12 protein-coding genes and 1 tRNA gene are annotated in these 13,737 nt (G+C 39.3%); 4 read left to right on the top strand and 9 right to left on the bottom strand.

Going from position 1 to position 13,737, the window contains the following annotated elements; genetic code table 11:
- Positions 1 to 4: 4 nt before the first annotated feature.
- The 4 genes from HMPREF9072_RS00880 to HMPREF9072_RS00895 all read right to left on the bottom strand — a co-directional run bounded on the left by HMPREF9072_RS00880 (position 5) and on the right by HMPREF9072_RS00895 (position 4,745).
- Positions 5 to 1,174 carry an OprO/OprP family phosphate-selective porin gene (locus HMPREF9072_RS00880; RefSeq protein WP_009410062.1) on the bottom strand — a complete coding sequence of 390 codons (1,170 nt, stop codon included), beginning with the start codon at positions 1,172 to 1,174 and terminating at the stop codon, positions 5 to 7.
- 68 nt (positions 1,175 to 1,242) lie between these two features.
- On the bottom strand, positions 1,243 to 2,301 hold the full coding sequence (gene ansB, locus HMPREF9072_RS00885) for an L-asparaginase 2 (RefSeq protein ID WP_009410063.1): 1,059 nt from the start codon (positions 2,299 to 2,301) through the stop codon (positions 1,243 to 1,245).
- Between the two features lie 15 nt (positions 2,302 to 2,316).
- Complete coding sequence (locus HMPREF9072_RS00890; RefSeq protein WP_009410064.1) at positions 2,317 to 3,399, bottom strand: DUF4932 domain-containing protein; 1,083 nt, start codon at positions 3,397 to 3,399, stop codon at positions 2,317 to 2,319.
- Positions 3,400 to 3,419: 20 nt separating this feature from the next.
- A complete protein-coding gene (locus HMPREF9072_RS00895) occupies positions 3,420 to 4,745 on the bottom strand; it encodes an anaerobic C4-dicarboxylate transporter family protein (protein WP_009410065.1) in 1,326 nt (441 codons plus the stop codon).
- 312 nt (positions 4,746 to 5,057) lie between these two features.
- On the opposite strand from HMPREF9072_RS00895, the gene tsaE reads away from it, so the two are divergent.
- The gene (tsaE, locus tag HMPREF9072_RS00900; RefSeq protein ID WP_009410066.1) at positions 5,058 to 5,522 is read left to right on the top strand and encodes a tRNA (adenosine(37)-N6)-threonylcarbamoyltransferase complex ATPase subunit type 1 TsaE; all 465 of its coding nucleotides are present in this window, start codon (positions 5,058 to 5,060) and stop codon (positions 5,520 to 5,522) included.
- Positions 5,523 to 5,567: 45 nt separating this feature from the next.
- Positions 5,568 to 6,593 (top strand): o-succinylbenzoate synthase, encoded by a 1,026-nt coding sequence (locus HMPREF9072_RS00905; protein WP_009410067.1) that lies wholly within the window; start codon positions 5,568 to 5,570, stop codon positions 6,591 to 6,593.
- Here HMPREF9072_RS00905 and mnmD read toward each other — a convergent pair.
- Positions 6,556 to 7,218 carry a tRNA (5-methylaminomethyl-2-thiouridine)(34)-methyltransferase MnmD gene (mnmD, locus tag HMPREF9072_RS00910; RefSeq protein WP_009410068.1) on the bottom strand — a complete coding sequence of 221 codons (663 nt, stop codon included), beginning with the start codon at positions 7,216 to 7,218 and terminating at the stop codon, positions 6,556 to 6,558. The genes HMPREF9072_RS00905 and mnmD overlap by 38 nt on opposite strands.
- Before the next feature lie 152 nt (positions 7,219 to 7,370).
- On the opposite strand from mnmD, the gene HMPREF9072_RS00915 reads away from it, so the two are divergent.
- Together HMPREF9072_RS00915 and HMPREF9072_RS00920 are read left to right on the top strand one after the other, a co-directional pair.
- Positions 7,371 to 8,423, top strand: a complete 1,053-nt coding sequence (locus HMPREF9072_RS00915; protein WP_009410069.1) for a branched-chain amino acid aminotransferase — start codon at positions 7,371 to 7,373, stop codon at positions 8,421 to 8,423.
- Positions 8,424 to 8,512: 89 nt separating this feature from the next.
- Positions 8,513 to 8,586 (top strand) — tRNA-Arg (locus HMPREF9072_RS00920).
- 192 nt (positions 8,587 to 8,778) lie between these two features.
- Here HMPREF9072_RS00920 and HMPREF9072_RS00925 read toward each other — a convergent pair.
- The 4 genes from HMPREF9072_RS00925 to rsmH all read right to left on the bottom strand — a co-directional run bounded on the left by HMPREF9072_RS00925 (position 8,779) and on the right by rsmH (position 13,555).
- Entirely contained in the window at positions 8,779 to 10,239 is a 1,461-nt protein-coding gene (locus tag HMPREF9072_RS00925; protein WP_009410070.1) for a UDP-N-acetylmuramoyl-L-alanyl-D-glutamate--2,6-diaminopimelate ligase, read from the bottom strand.
- Positions 10,240 to 10,243: 4 nt separating this feature from the next.
- Positions 10,244 to 12,211, bottom strand: coding sequence for a penicillin-binding protein (locus tag HMPREF9072_RS00930; protein WP_009410071.1), 1,968 nt, complete (start codon positions 12,209 to 12,211; stop codon positions 10,244 to 10,246).
- Between the two features lie 88 nt (positions 12,212 to 12,299).
- On the bottom strand, positions 12,300 to 12,629 hold the full coding sequence (locus tag HMPREF9072_RS00935; protein ID WP_002671172.1) for an FtsL-like putative cell division protein: 330 nt from the start codon (positions 12,627 to 12,629) through the stop codon (positions 12,300 to 12,302).
- Between the two features lie 11 nt (positions 12,630 to 12,640).
- Positions 12,641 to 13,555: a 16S rRNA (cytosine(1402)-N(4))-methyltransferase RsmH gene (gene rsmH, locus HMPREF9072_RS00940; protein WP_009410072.1), complete on the bottom strand. Its 915-nt coding sequence runs from the start codon at positions 13,553 to 13,555 to the stop codon at positions 12,641 to 12,643.
- Between the last annotated feature and the right edge of the window lie 182 nt (positions 13,556 to 13,737).

Here is a 13,737-nt window from a genome sequence, read left to right on the forward strand (position 1 = left end):
TTCACTAAAATGCCTTAATACGGTACATCAAACCGATACTTACTCTATTTTTATCTAACATAGGAGAAAGCGGTTGGTGTTCATAATCATATGCTCGTCCTATATAAGCCAAGAAGAAACGCAAATCTTGCTTTTCAAAAGGCAAATATTCAACCCCTGCAAAATAACCTATACCCGTCATTTTATTATCAGTAAGGTCATTTTTAGCAGTTTCATATAAACCTTGTGCAAAGATATTGAGTTGAGGAATAGGTTGATATTCTGCTTTTAGTACAAAACTGTTGTACTTGGCATCTTTTACAAGTACTGTGCTACTCATCGGAGTATATTTCAATCTATCCAATTGTTCATTAGCCATCATATAATCAAAGAAGACTTGGAACTTAGGTAAATTGAGCTTTGTACCCAACATCAACATCCAGTTGTTATAGCCGTCGGCTTCACTTTGCAAACCTCCTCCCCAACGAGTTTGGATAAGATTGTCAAACAAGTTACCATTCCAATTAAAAATATAAGTAAGAGGAGCTTTGCTTGCATTAATAGTATTCGTAGCTGTTCCATAAAGTGTTTCAAAGCTATCATTGCGTACATCAGTAATCTGCAAATTGAACTCGTGGTTTTTATTAGGTGCATAGGTTATCATTGCTCCTAACATAAAGTTATCCATATTTTCAATGAAATCAGAGTATTCATAGATGTTCATTGGGTTTAGGTCAAACTCAAAACCTCCCCACGCTTGGCACATTTTACCTGCAGTGAGTGCCCATTTATCGTCTAAACGGAAACCTGCATAGAGCATATCGGTAGCTTTGGCGAGATTATCCAAAGAAGTTGCTGCATTTGATTTGTTCAAACGATGACGGAAGCGATAGAAAATACGGTCGGTAATATCACCTCGAACCTCCAATCGCAATTGGCGCGCTTTGAATTGAGCAGTCATATCTTGGTCTTTTACTTTTTCAAGATCAAAGCTCGATTGAAAGTTGAAGTACATATTAAACTTCTTATGAATAGGGTTTTCTTCTCCATCTTGTGACATAGGTAGAGGCGCAGGAGCAGTAGCTTTTAACTGGTCGATTTCTGCCCTCAATTGGTTGATTTGGTCTTGCAAATCTTGTTGTGCAGTGGCAACACCTCCTACCAGAAGGCTCATTGCCAATAATATTTTTTTCATAGTATAAATTAGTCGTTAATTGTTAGTCTTTAATCGTTAGCTAAGTACTAACGATTAAAGACTAAATCTTAATATTCATTAAAGTATTTTTGGATTTGTTTCCAATCCTTAGTTTTAGTGAGTGCCAACATCAATAGAACACGAGCTTTTTGTGGGTTGAGTGTTTGTGAAGCTACAAATTGATATTTAGCATCGTCTACTTCGGCATCGAGAGTTGTTGCTCCTGTAGGTACGCGTGAAGAACGCACAAACTGAATGCCTTGCTCTCTAGCTTTTACTGCCAAATCGAAAATAGTGTGATAGAGGTTACCATTACCTACTCCTGCGTGTACAATACCATCGAATTTAGCGTCCATAAAAGCTTTCATTGGCAATTCGGATACGTTAGAATAACTGTATACGATACCTACTTTAGGCAATTGTTTCAAATTATCAACATTAAACACTGATTGATAAGTGTGTTTGTTTTCAGGAGTACGATTAAAGAATACCTTACCGTTGTGAATGTATGCCAATTTGCCATAGTTAGCACCTTGGAAAGTTTCGACAGCTGTAGTATTGGTTTTAATCACATCTTTAGCATCAAGTACAATATCGTTCATACAAACCATTACTCCACGCCCCATAGCATTTTTATCGGCAGCAGTTACTACTGCGTTATAGAGGTTTAGAGGACCATCGGCACTCATACCGGTAGCAGGACGCATTGCTCCTACCATTACCACAGGTTTTTTGCTGTGTACGGTAAGGTTGAGGAAGTAGGCGGTTTCTTCCATTGTATCGGTACCGTGAGTAATTACCACACCATCATACCCTTCTTTGTTTAAGAGCTGGTTGATGCGTTTGGCAAGGGTGAGCCATACCTCATCGTTCATATCTTGTGAACCGATTTTCACAATCTGTTCACCACTTACATTGGCTACATTCTTCACTTCGGGCACTGCTTCCAAGAGTTGATAAATACCGAGCTCACCAGCTTTATAGTTGGTTTCAGTATTCGATTTACTTACTCCAGCGATAGTACCGCCAGTAGCTAAAATACGAATCTTTGGCTTTTGTTGCGCAAAGACTGCCACAGTCATCATTAAGAGCAATGAGAGGGCAATTTTTTTCATCAATGTCATCATATATAATTTTAGTTATTAGTTTTGAGTTGAGAGTTGAGAATTAGTAGGTAGCTTTTGAGCAAATACTTTATATGCTTCTGCAAGACAAGGCATATAACTCTCCAGTGTAGGATAATAAGCTCTTTCAGTATCATATTTTTCTAATTCAGAAACTAAATCTTCAATCCAATAGAAGCCTAATGCTTTCTGCTCTTTTATTTCTTTTTCAATTTCTTGTTGAGAAAAAAGATGATCTTTCATATACTTAATAACACTTGCTCGGACCAAAGCTTCATTAAGCATTGTATGCCAATCATTATATGCTTTTTCTCTCATTTTATCTTTCACAAATTCGAATATTTGGTTTCCACTCTCCTGAAAAGGACTAGGATTCTTATCTAAAAGTTCATTAACAAACGAATGAGCAAATTCATGAATAAGTATTGGAAAATAATCTGTCATTTCAAAAGTAACCATTCCTTTATCATCAGTAATCCAAGCCCCCATAACAGCATATACTTTTCGATTTTGCTTAGGTAATTCTATAGAAATACCATAATTAGCACCTCCATTCCCTAAGGCATTTACTATTAAAAAATCATCTTTAGGAGGTTTGCCATAAAAAGACATAAACCAGCTTGTATCTATCTTATCATAGATAGGCAAAAAGCGTTTGCTTGCTTCTGCATATATATTCTTGCTTTTCTTAAAAAATTGTCGACTCTTAGTATCTTTATAAAATGCCTTAAGTAAATACACAAAGGTAGCTACATTTTCATCACCCCATCGATGATAAGGTTTTAATAAATTCAGATTATCATCTAAATAAATTGCCATCTCCATTACTGCATCAAAAGCAATTTTATTTTCGTCTCTTATTTTTTTAGTAAAAGTTATGAGTCTATGATCTTTATAAGGTGCATAATGATTTTCTATAACATCGGTATAGCTTTTAAAATTATTCATATTGTATTCAAAAGCTCCTGCAAGACGAAACACAATACTAAGTAGTTCAATGCGTTTGTCTACTTTTGGTTTTTCTAAAACTACTTTTACTTGTGAGAAAGAAACAGTAGGTAAAATTATTAAAAATATAAATATCAAATATAGTTTTCTCATAGAATATAATTATTATGGAGTTACATAAACATTATGATTAAATAACCCACGGCTATGGCTACAATGGTTGATACAAAACCGGGTATTTGGAACGAGTGGTTCAGTACATACTTGCCTATGCGTGTGGTGCCTGTTCTATCGAAATTGATAGCAGCGACTACCGTTGGGTAGTTAGGAACAAAGAAATAGCCATTCACAGCAGGGAACATTGCTATCATTGCCATTGGGTGAATACCTAAGGCAATCCCTAACGGATAAAGAGTTCGTACCGTAGCGGCTTGACTAAATAAAAGAACAGACATTACAAAAAGGGCTACTGCAAAGAGGAAAGGATATTGAGTAACTATTTGTTCGATGTGCATTTTGAAGAACTCAATATTGCCATTGAAAAAGGTATCTCCCATCCAAGCAATCCCAAAAATAGCTATCACGGCTTGCATACCTGCAATAAATACCGAGCCTTTTACTGCTTTATTGATGTCTACTCGAGCAAAGATAATCATCAAGCCAGCGATAGACATCATTATAATTTCGATGAGTTGGGTCATTCCCATCTGTACTTTCTCACCTCCTACTTCAAAAGATGGACGGAGACTATCAATAGAACCAAAAAGTACGATAGAGAGGACTCCTATAAGGAATATAATCACTGACGTTTTGGCTCTTTGCAGGTCTTTACCGGTCATTTGCGAAGCGGTATGACTTTCTTTTTCTAAAAGACCTTCACGTAAACGGCGTTGGTATTCAGGGTCTTTTTCGAGAGGAACGCCCATAAAACTCACGGCTATGGCGCCTACAATCACCCCGATAATCGTAGCGGGGATACACACCATCAGAATATTACCTAACGTAATACCTTTACTACCTAAGAGCTCAGCTGAAAGTAAAGCGGCTGTAGCTGCCGAAATAGGGCTGGCTGTAATAGCCTGTTGCGAAGCTATTACCGATATAGAAAGGGGACGCTCAGGGCGTACCTTGCTATCGGTAGCAATTTCGGAGATGATAGGCAAAAGCGAATAGGCTATGTGACCTGTGCCTGAAAACAAAGTAAAAAAGTAGCAGACTACAGGCGCAAAGAAAGTAATCATAGCGGGATTTTTGCGCAGAATTTTCTCGGCTACCTTCACCAAATAATCTAAACCTCCCGCTGCTTGCAAGGTAGCAGCCGCTGTAATAACTGCTACAATGATAAGCATTACATCAATAGGCGGATTACCAGGTTTGAGTCCGAAACAAAAGACCAGAATTCCTAAACCTATCATACCGAAGATACCGAGCCCGATACCTCCTACTCTCGCTCCTATAAAGATAGCGAGGAGCACGATTAATAATTCTATATATATCATATTCAATGAATAATTGACAATAACAATTAGTAACTACTAATTTTGGGTCAAAGATACGAAAGTTTTTGAAAACAAAAAAGAAAAAAAGAATATTTTTTAAAATAAAAAGAACTTTTAAAGTTAAGAGATAACTTATACTTAGCTTATAGGAAGCTTATAGGAACCTTGAACGAATCTTGGAAGATTGTTATACAAAAGGTATATAAACACTTGATATACAATAGTTAAAAATAATATAATTTCTATAATTCAGTTAATTTCCATTTTTTGATTTTTTAAGATTTTTGTATATAACATTAAAAATTCTTTTCAATGTCGAACGAAGGTCATTCGCAATTATTTGCTACCTTTGCCCTCAAAAATAACGTTATGGAATTTACCTACACTTTAGCGGACATTGATACAATTGCAAAAAAACTTCTTCCTCACTTACACTGCAAAGTGGTGATTTTCAGAGGAGGAATGGGATTTGGCAAAACAACACTCATCAAAGCCTTGGTGCGTACCTTAGGTAGTACAGACAATGTGAGTAGCCCTACTTTTAGCCTTGTGAACCCTTATGAAGGTGCTGATAGTCGTATTTACCACTTCGATTTCTACCGTATTAAAAACGAGGAAGAGGCTTTTGATATTGGCTTCGAAGAATACCTCTATTCGGGCGATTGGTGTTTTATTGAATGGGCGGAAAAGGTTGAAAAATACTTGCCTAATACTTATACCACAGTCGAATTGATACAAATAGATAAAAACTATAGAAAATTAGTAGTTAGCAATTAGAAAATTAGCAAATTGATAAAATGCTCGTGCGGCTCGCACCAAATTATGATTAAACACATTCTCAATTTTAAACGTCCTTCGGGGACATCAAGAGGGGTTCTTACCTCCAAAGAGACCTTTTTTTTGGTAATAGAACAAGAGGGCAAAAAAGGCATAGGAGAATGCAACCTCTTTCGTGGGCTTAGTGCCGATGACGTACCTGATTATGAGGCTAAATTGCAATGGGTAGAACAACACTTACACTTGGGAGAAAAGGCTTTATTAGAAGAGCTCAAGACTTTTCCGTCTATACAATTTGGTGTGGAACAAGCCTTTAGGTCGGTAGCAGCTCCACACTGGTACGAGCTCTTTCCTTCGAACTTTACGAAGGGAAAAGACGCTATACCTATTAATGGACTCATTTGGATGGGCTCTCCAGACTTTATGAAAGAGCAGATAAAAGAGAAACTCGCTCAGGGTTTTCGCTGTATCAAAATGAAGATAGGAGCGATTGACTTTGAAGAAGAATATCGCATTTTAAAAGCCTTGCGCAATGAGTTTTCGGCAAGCGATATAGAAATACGGGTAGATGCTAATGGTGCGTTTCAAGCAACTGAAGCACTGAGATATTTAGAACGCTTGGCTACTTTGCAATTGCACTCTATTGAACAGCCTATACGCGCAGGACAGTGGGAAGCAATGGCTGAACTATGCGAACAAACACCTCTGCCTATTGCCCTCGACGAGGAGCTGATAGGGATATTTACAAGGGAAGAAAAACAACGACTTCTGAGAGAGATACAACCGCAGTATATCATTTTAAAACCTTCGCTCATAGGAGGTTATAGTGGTTCTGAAGAATGGATAACTCTTGCCGAAACATTGGGTATAGGTTGGTGGGTAACATCGGCTTTGGAGAGCAACATAGGGCTTAATGCCATTGCGCAGTGGACGTACACACTTCGCAACCCAATGCCCCAAGGCTTAGGCACGGGAACGCTGTATACAAACAATATACCTTTTTCTTTGTATGTAGAAAACGGACATCTAGGCTTTAATCCTTGTGAGCGCGTAACATTTCCCTTTTCATAGGCGGACCAGGCAATCGTTCCACCGTAAAGCCACAAGCCTGCATTGCACGACGCACAGAGCCTTTGGCGGCGTAGGTTACCAAATAGCCTCCTCGTTTGAGGGCAGTGTACATTCGTTGGAAAATAGCTTCTTGCCACAATTCGGGTTGCACTTGCGCCCCAAAAGCATCGAAATAAATAAGGTCGAAAGTATCGGTATCGTTGATAGTTTCAAAACGTTGTAATCGCTTTTTGAAACTAAAAGAGGAAGAAAGTGACACTGGTTCGTCCCAGATACAGCGATGCATTTGTTCAAAGACAGGAGTAAGTGTAACATCGTTCAGCAATTGCGAAAAATTCATCTGTGAGGCTTCGTCCCACGAAAGCGGATAGGCTTCTACCGTTTCGTAATGAATGTTGAGTTGCAAGGATTCGTGCTCTTTGTAAGTAGCCAAAGCGTTGAGCCCCGTACCAAAGCCAATTTCTAAGATAGAGATACTTTGATGGTCAAATAATTGCAGTCCGTTCTTGATAAACACGTGCTGAGTTTCTTGAAGCGCGCCGTGTACTGAGTGATAGGTCTCGTCTAACTGTGGAATATAAAGGCTGGTAGAGCCATCAGATGTTTTTATAAGTTCGTGAGTCATTATTCAGGTAAAAGATAAAAGATAACAAGTAATCGTTTAATAGTTAGTGTGTTGAAAAATATAGGTAAAGATTTTTGTATTTTACGTGACAAAGTTAAAAAATATTTTGTACCTTTGACAAAAATTTAGACAGAATCAAAAACTAAAACAATATGAATTTAAAGATTGAAAAAGTAAAAGAAAGTCGTATTAACCAAATAGACTTTTCAAAACTGAGTTTTGGTAAAACTTTTGCCGACCATATGTTCATCTGCGAATACAAAGATGAACAGTGGCAAAACCCAACCATCAAACCTTATGCTCCTATAACCCTTGAGCCTTCGGCAAGCGTATTCCACTACGGACAAGCTGTTTTTGAGGGAATGAAAGCTTATAAGGACGACAATGGACACGTTTTTCTATTCCGTCCGCAAGAAAACTACAAACGTATCAACAAATCCTGCTCACGCTTGGCAATGCCTGAGTTCCCCGAAGAATGGTTTGATAAGGCACTCCGCACTCTTGTAGATATCGATAGCGAGTGGATAAAACCTGGATTTGGCAATGCCCTCTATTTGCGCCCATTTATGATTGCTACTACTGCTGGCGTGCAAGCAGCTCCTGCTAAAAATTACCTCTTTATGATTATTACTGCCCCTGTACAAGCTTACTACAAAGGCGATGTAAAAGTAAAAATAGCGGACTATTATAGCCGTGCTGCTAATGGTGGTTTTGGTTTTGCTAAAGCAGCAGGTAACTACGCAGGTCAGTTTTTCCCCACTCAGGAAGCTGCCAATGAAGGGTATCAACAAGTGATGTGGACAGACGATGCTACTCACCAATTCTTAGAAGAAGCAGGTACAATGAACCTATGGTTCCGTTTTGGTGACACCCTTGTTACTTGCCCTACTAGTGAGCGTATTCTCGATGGAGTAACTCGTAAAAGTATCATTGCAGTAGCCGAAAGATTAGGTATCAAAACCGAAGTACGCCCCGTGAAAGTAACCGAACTTATCGAAGCAGCTGAAAAAGGTGAATTGAAAGAAGCGTTTGGTTGTGGAACGGCAGCAGTAATTAGCCCTATATCTGGATTTGGCTACAAAGGCAAAGATTACAGCGTAAACCGTCCTGCTGAATTATATACCGATAAAATCAAACAAGCAATACTTAACATTCAGTATAACAAAGCAGAAGACCCCTTCGGCTGGAGAGTACAAGTAAAGTAAGAAGAAAATAATTTGTGAAAAAGTTGTTAAAAAGTTTGCAGGTTTCAAAAAAGGTCGTACCTTTGCACCCGTAAAACAAGAACAACAATGGCCTCGTGGCGCAACTGAATAGCGCATCTGATTACGGCTCAGAAGGTTACAGGTTTGAATCCTGTCGAGGTCACGAAAAAAGCTCCAACAAAGTTGGAGTTTTTTTTATCTTAATGAACGTCGTAAAAGGAAAATAAATATACACAATTTAAATCTTAAAGCAAAGTAGTGGCATAATAAACTTTTCCAAGAGCTTTAAGTTCTTGGAAAAGTTTAATTTTATAATGATGTAAATACTTAAAAACTCCCCTCTTAAAACCTAATCTTATTTCTTATAGAGCTCCAAGTATTCCCGTACGATTTCAAAGTCATCAAAATGGTATCTAACGCCTTTTATTTCTTGGTAAGTTTCGTGTCCCTTACCAGCGATGAGGATGATATCGCCTTTTTGAGCGTTCTTACAAACAGATTGTATTGCCTGACGACGGTCGGTGATGGTTTGTACTTTGTAGAAGTGCTGTGGCTGTACCCCTTGTTCCATTTCGGAAAGAATAGTCTCAGGTTCTTCGTTTCGAGGATTGTCGGAAGTGAGGATTACATTATCGCTGAGAGTTGTAGCTATATCAGCCATTATAGGACGTTTACCTTTGTCGCGATTGCCTCCACAGCCCACTACAGTAGTGAGGGTCTCGTTGTGAGTGCGTATATCGTTAATGGTTTTCAGAACGTTTTCAAGGGCATCGGGGGTATGAGCATAATCCACTATGGTAATCACTCCCGTAGCCGATACTGCATACTGAAAACGTCCTGCCACAGGTTCTATGGCACTGATAAGAGTAAGCGTTTCGAGTTCGTCAATACCCAATAGAGTAGCTGTAGCATATACCGCCAAAAGGTTATAGGCATTAAACTCACCTATGAGTTTTGTCCATACCTCGTGCTGATTGATGCGCAACAGCAAGCCGTCAAATCTACTCTCAATGATATATGCCTTATAATCTGCGTGAGTTTTGAGTGCGTATGTTTTCTTTTGAGCTTTGGTATTTTGTAACATAAAAGCCCCATTCTTATCATCGTTGTTTACTAAGGCAAAAGCGGTAGCGGGTAACGCATCAAAGAAGCGCTTTTTTACATCGCGATAGGCAGCGAAGGTTTTGTGATAGTCGAGGTGGTCACGGGTGAGGTTAGTGAAAATACCTCCTGCAAACTGTAGCCCTTCAGTACGATGCTGGTCGATGCCGTGAGAGCTCACTTCCATAAAGCAGTATTTCACCCCTTGTTCTACCATTAAGTGCAGATAATGATTCAGTTGAAGAGGGTCGGGGGTGGTGTGAGTTGCTTCAAAGCGCTGGTCGTCTACGTATACCGCCACTGTGGAGAGTAACCCCGCTTTTTGTCCTGCTTTTCTAAACAATTGGTAGAGTAACGTTGCAATAGTAGTCTTTCCGTTAGTACCTGTTACGCCTACTAAGGTAAGTTTTTCGGAAGGATTGCCATAGAAGTTAGCTGCAATCAAGGCTAAAGCACTATGACTATTGGAAACTACTATATAGCTCACATCAGGCAAGGGCTGTTGAGGTAATTGCTCACATACAATGGCAGTAGCGCCACTGCGTATAGCTTGGTCTATGTATTCGTGTCCGTTAGATTGCGTACCCGTGATGGCAACAAACATACTTCCCTTTTCGATCTTTCGAGAGTCGAAGCAAACAGAGGTGATATCTTTATCTTCCACATAAAGGGAAGTTTTTATAGTGATGTTTTTAAGTAATGTTTTTAAGTTCATAATGTTAATTCTCTAATTTGCCACATTGTAACACAACTACTATATTGCGGGGCACTTTAGTGCCTTTGGCAATTGATTGTGCGCTTACTTTACCTTCACCTGAGAATTTCACTCGTAAGCCCATATTCTCCAAGAGAGCAACAGCGTCCATTACGTTCATACCACTAAGGTCGGGCATTATGGTTTTGTACTTAGCAGCTTTGGTGTAGTAATCTTCGTAGTTTGTTGTGGTACTCGCTGATATTTTATCTACATTTTCTACCGTATCCATCAACAGCGAATTGGTATAGATTTTATGAGCAATACTCTTAAATACAGGTCCTGATACATCGGCACCATAGAAACCTACACTCTTATCGGGTTCGTGAATTACCACTATACAAGAGTATTTAGGGTTATCAACAGGAAAAAAGCCTGCAAATGAAGATATATAGCTAAGCTTACTCTTATCGGCGCTAGCATAGTTCTTACGAGCTGTACCTGTTTTACCTGCCATTGAGAAATCGGGAGAATGGAGGCGATGCCCTGAACCGTAGGAACGTTCTACTACATTAGCCAATAGTCCCTTGGCACGGTCGGCTGTTTGTTTAGAACATATTTTACCATTGATAATCTCTACATTAAACTTCTCTACTGTTTTATTCCATTCCTTTACTTCTTTTATCATTCGAGGTTTGACCATTACTCCCCCGTTGGCAATTGCATTATAAAAAGCCAAGCTTTGCAAAGGAGTAATCTTTACGGAGTAACCTATTGCCATTGACTCAAGCGTTACCCCACTCCATATTTTGTCGCGAGGTGTAGGAATATAGGGAATCCCTTCACCTAAAATAGGTAAGCCTAAGGGTTGATTTAGGTTCATTTGAATGAGCTTGGTAGTAAAATCAGAAGGAGACTTTGAAAAGAGACTATGCACGAGTTCAGTCATTCCGACATTAGAAGAGACCGAAAAAGCTTTGTTCAGACTTATATTTCCTGTAAACCTATGTTGAGAGTCTTGAAAGGTCTTATCGTAATACTGTTGTTTTCCTTCCTTGATATCTACCACATAAGTCGTATCGATATTGCGGGCTTCCATAGCGGCTACTACCGTCATCAGTTTGAAGACTGAACCAGGTTCGTGTGCTTCACCAATAGCAAAGTTATAACGCTCAGAATATGTATCGTTTCTAGTATTCAGCTCTAAGTTAGAAATAGCTTTTATCTCACCTGTATTCACCTCCATTACTATCACACAACCGTGATGAGCCTTGTATTTTTTAAGTTGTGTAAGCAAAGCGTGGTGAGCGATATCTTGGATATTGATATTGATGGTAGACACTACATCGTAGCCGTCCTTAGGTTCGATGATATTAAAACCACTGGCAAGTTTCCACTGTCCTTGTGCTATTTTTTGTTCTACGCGTCGACCTTTGGTTCCTAACAAATAGCTGGCATAAGCACCTTCCAAACCTACACGGGTAGTATAGCCTGTTTCATCAGTACGGGCATAGCCGATACTGCGGTGTGCAATCCCACCTAATGGATATTCGCGTTTTATATTGCGCTCGACGATAATACCGCCTTTATAAGGACCTTTATTGAAGAGGGGAAATTTTTTGATTCGGGAGTACTCGCTATAACCCAGATTAGTGGCTACGAGCATATAGCGATTCTTTAAGCTACGTTCTTTTTTAAAGAGATTTAAGTAATAGCTATTAGGTTTTCCAAACATACGCGAAAGCGAATCGCTGAGGGGTTTTACATACCTATTGAAATTAGCTCTGGAAGGCGCAATACCGTCCCAACGGATATCATACCGAGTTACCGAAGTGGCAAGCAAGCTACCATCATCAGAATACAAATTACCTTGACTGGGGATAATATCAGCTTCTCTCAAGGTAGTTTCGTCTACTTTGGCGCGATACTCATCACCGTCAATTTGTATTTTTATGAGCTTTACCGCAATGACACCTATCATCAGTAGCATCATAATGGCTACCAAATAAGTGCGCGATGTTATCTTTTTATCGTTTTTTTCCAATGCTTCTTTCTACTTGTATTATCTATTATCTCAAAGATTACTCTTCTACAATTGCCTTTATTTTTTGTGGTGGTTTTTCGGGTTGTTTGAGTCCTTTACTTTCTAATTGTTCTAAAAGCGAAGACTCCAAACGCACTTTCTGCAAACGCGAACGCACATCGACGAATTCACTCTTGAGCTCATTTACTTCGTCGTTGAGCTTAGCTATTTGGTGCACTTTGCGGTCTACCATATGCGAGCTGGCTATCATTATAACTCCCAAAGCAAAAAGGAAGCTTATGAAGAACCAATTTCGGGTAGCTTCTTTACCTTCTACCAAAAATTTTCCTCGCAATATATTCTTTATTTCATCAGTGGCTTTTCCCATTTTTTTTTCAGTTATGAATTTAAACGTTCGGCGATACGGAGTTTGGCACTACGGGCACGGCTGTTTTGTGCTATTTCAGTATCATCAGGAGTGATGAGACCGCCTACTTTTTTAAAGGGTACTGACACATTGCCATACCAATCTTTCTCAGGAGCTCCTTCTAACTGTCCGTCTCGAATGAAGCGTTTTACACAGCGGTCTTCGAGTGAATGATAGCTGATAAGGCTGATACGCCCTTGGGGCTTGACTACGGCAGGGAGTTGTAGCAAAAATGATTCCAAAGCTTCTATTTCGGCATTTACCTCTATACGAATGGCTTGATAGATTTGTGCTAACACTTTGTTCTCTTTAAATTTAGGCAAAAGAGCTTTTACTGCCTCTTGTAGTTCACTACCTAAGCGTATTGGCTTCTGCTCTCGGTAACTGATTATGGCACGGGCTATCGCTTTGGCATTTTTCAGTTCGCCATATTGAAAAAAGATATGAGTGAGTTCTATCTCGCCATACTCATTGACGACTTCTTGGGCTGAAAGAGGAGCTTGCTGGTTCATACGCATATCGAGTGTTCCTTCAAAACGAGTAGAGAAACCACGCTGAGCTACATCGAACTGGTGAGAGGAAACCCCAAAATCACCCAAAACCCCATCTACTTGTGTTACTCCATAAAAGCGCAAATACTGACGCAGATACTTAAAGTTTTGCTGAATAAGAGTAAAACGTTCATCATCGATGGTATTATTAAGGGCGTCGGCATCTTGGTCGAACGCATAGAGGCGTCCGTTTTTACCGAGGTGCTTTAAGATTTCGCGCGAATGCCCTCCCCCACCAAAGGTAACGTCGACATAAGTGCCATTATCTTTGATATTCAGTCCCTCAATGCTTTGCGTTAAGAGTACAGGAGTATGATAGGGGGTGTTATTGTTCATTTACTTGCTACGTGATATAATAGAGTGCAAAGGTACGAATTTAATACTCAACCACCAAATTTAAATTAATGATAAATGATTAGTGGTTAATGGTTAATGAGGAAATGAGAGAATGAGAAAATGAGAGGAGATATAAGCCAATAATGACGAATGACGAGTGACAAAAGCCCCCGAACCCCCGA

The organism is Capnocytophaga sp. oral taxon 324 str. F0483 (assembly GCF_000318315.2).
Classification (GTDB): domain Bacteria; phylum Bacteroidota; class Bacteroidia; order Flavobacteriales; family Flavobacteriaceae; genus Capnocytophaga; species Capnocytophaga ochracea.

Excerpts from the sequence above, each read along its gene's own strand:
- HMPREF9072_RS00880 (WP_009410062.1), bottom strand. The coding sequence starts at position 1,174 with ATGAAAAAAATATTATTGGCAATGAGCCTTCTGGTAGGAGGTGTTGCC.
- ansB (WP_009410063.1), bottom strand. The coding sequence starts at position 2,301 with ATGATGACATTGATGAAAAAAATTGCCCTCTCATTGCTCTTAATGATG.
- HMPREF9072_RS00890 (WP_009410064.1), bottom strand. The coding sequence starts at position 3,399 with ATGAGAAAACTATATTTGATATTTATATTTTTAATAATTTTACCTACT.
- HMPREF9072_RS00895 (WP_009410065.1), bottom strand. The coding sequence starts at position 4,745 with ATGATATATATAGAATTATTAATCGTGCTCCTCGCTATCTTTATAGGA.
- tsaE (WP_009410066.1), top strand. The coding sequence starts at position 5,058 with ATGTCGAACGAAGGTCATTCGCAATTATTTGCTACCTTTGCCCTCAAA.
- HMPREF9072_RS00905 (WP_009410067.1), top strand. The coding sequence starts at position 5,568 with ATGATTAAACACATTCTCAATTTTAAACGTCCTTCGGGGACATCAAGA.
- mnmD (WP_009410068.1), bottom strand. The coding sequence starts at position 7,218 with ATGACTCACGAACTTATAAAAACATCTGATGGCTCTACCAGCCTTTAT.
- HMPREF9072_RS00915 (WP_009410069.1), top strand. The coding sequence starts at position 7,371 with ATGAATTTAAAGATTGAAAAAGTAAAAGAAAGTCGTATTAACCAAATA.
- HMPREF9072_RS00925 (WP_009410070.1), bottom strand. The coding sequence starts at position 10,239 with ATGAACTTAAAAACATTACTTAAAAACATCACTATAAAAACTTCCCTT.
- HMPREF9072_RS00930 (WP_009410071.1), bottom strand. The coding sequence starts at position 12,211 with ATGATGCTACTGATGATAGGTGTCATTGCGGTAAAGCTCATAAAAATA.
- HMPREF9072_RS00935 (WP_002671172.1), bottom strand. The coding sequence starts at position 12,629 with ATGGGAAAAGCCACTGATGAAATAAAGAATATATTGCGAGGAAAATTT.
- rsmH (WP_009410072.1), bottom strand. The coding sequence starts at position 13,555 with ATGAACAATAACACCCCCTATCATACTCCTGTACTCTTAACGCAAAGC.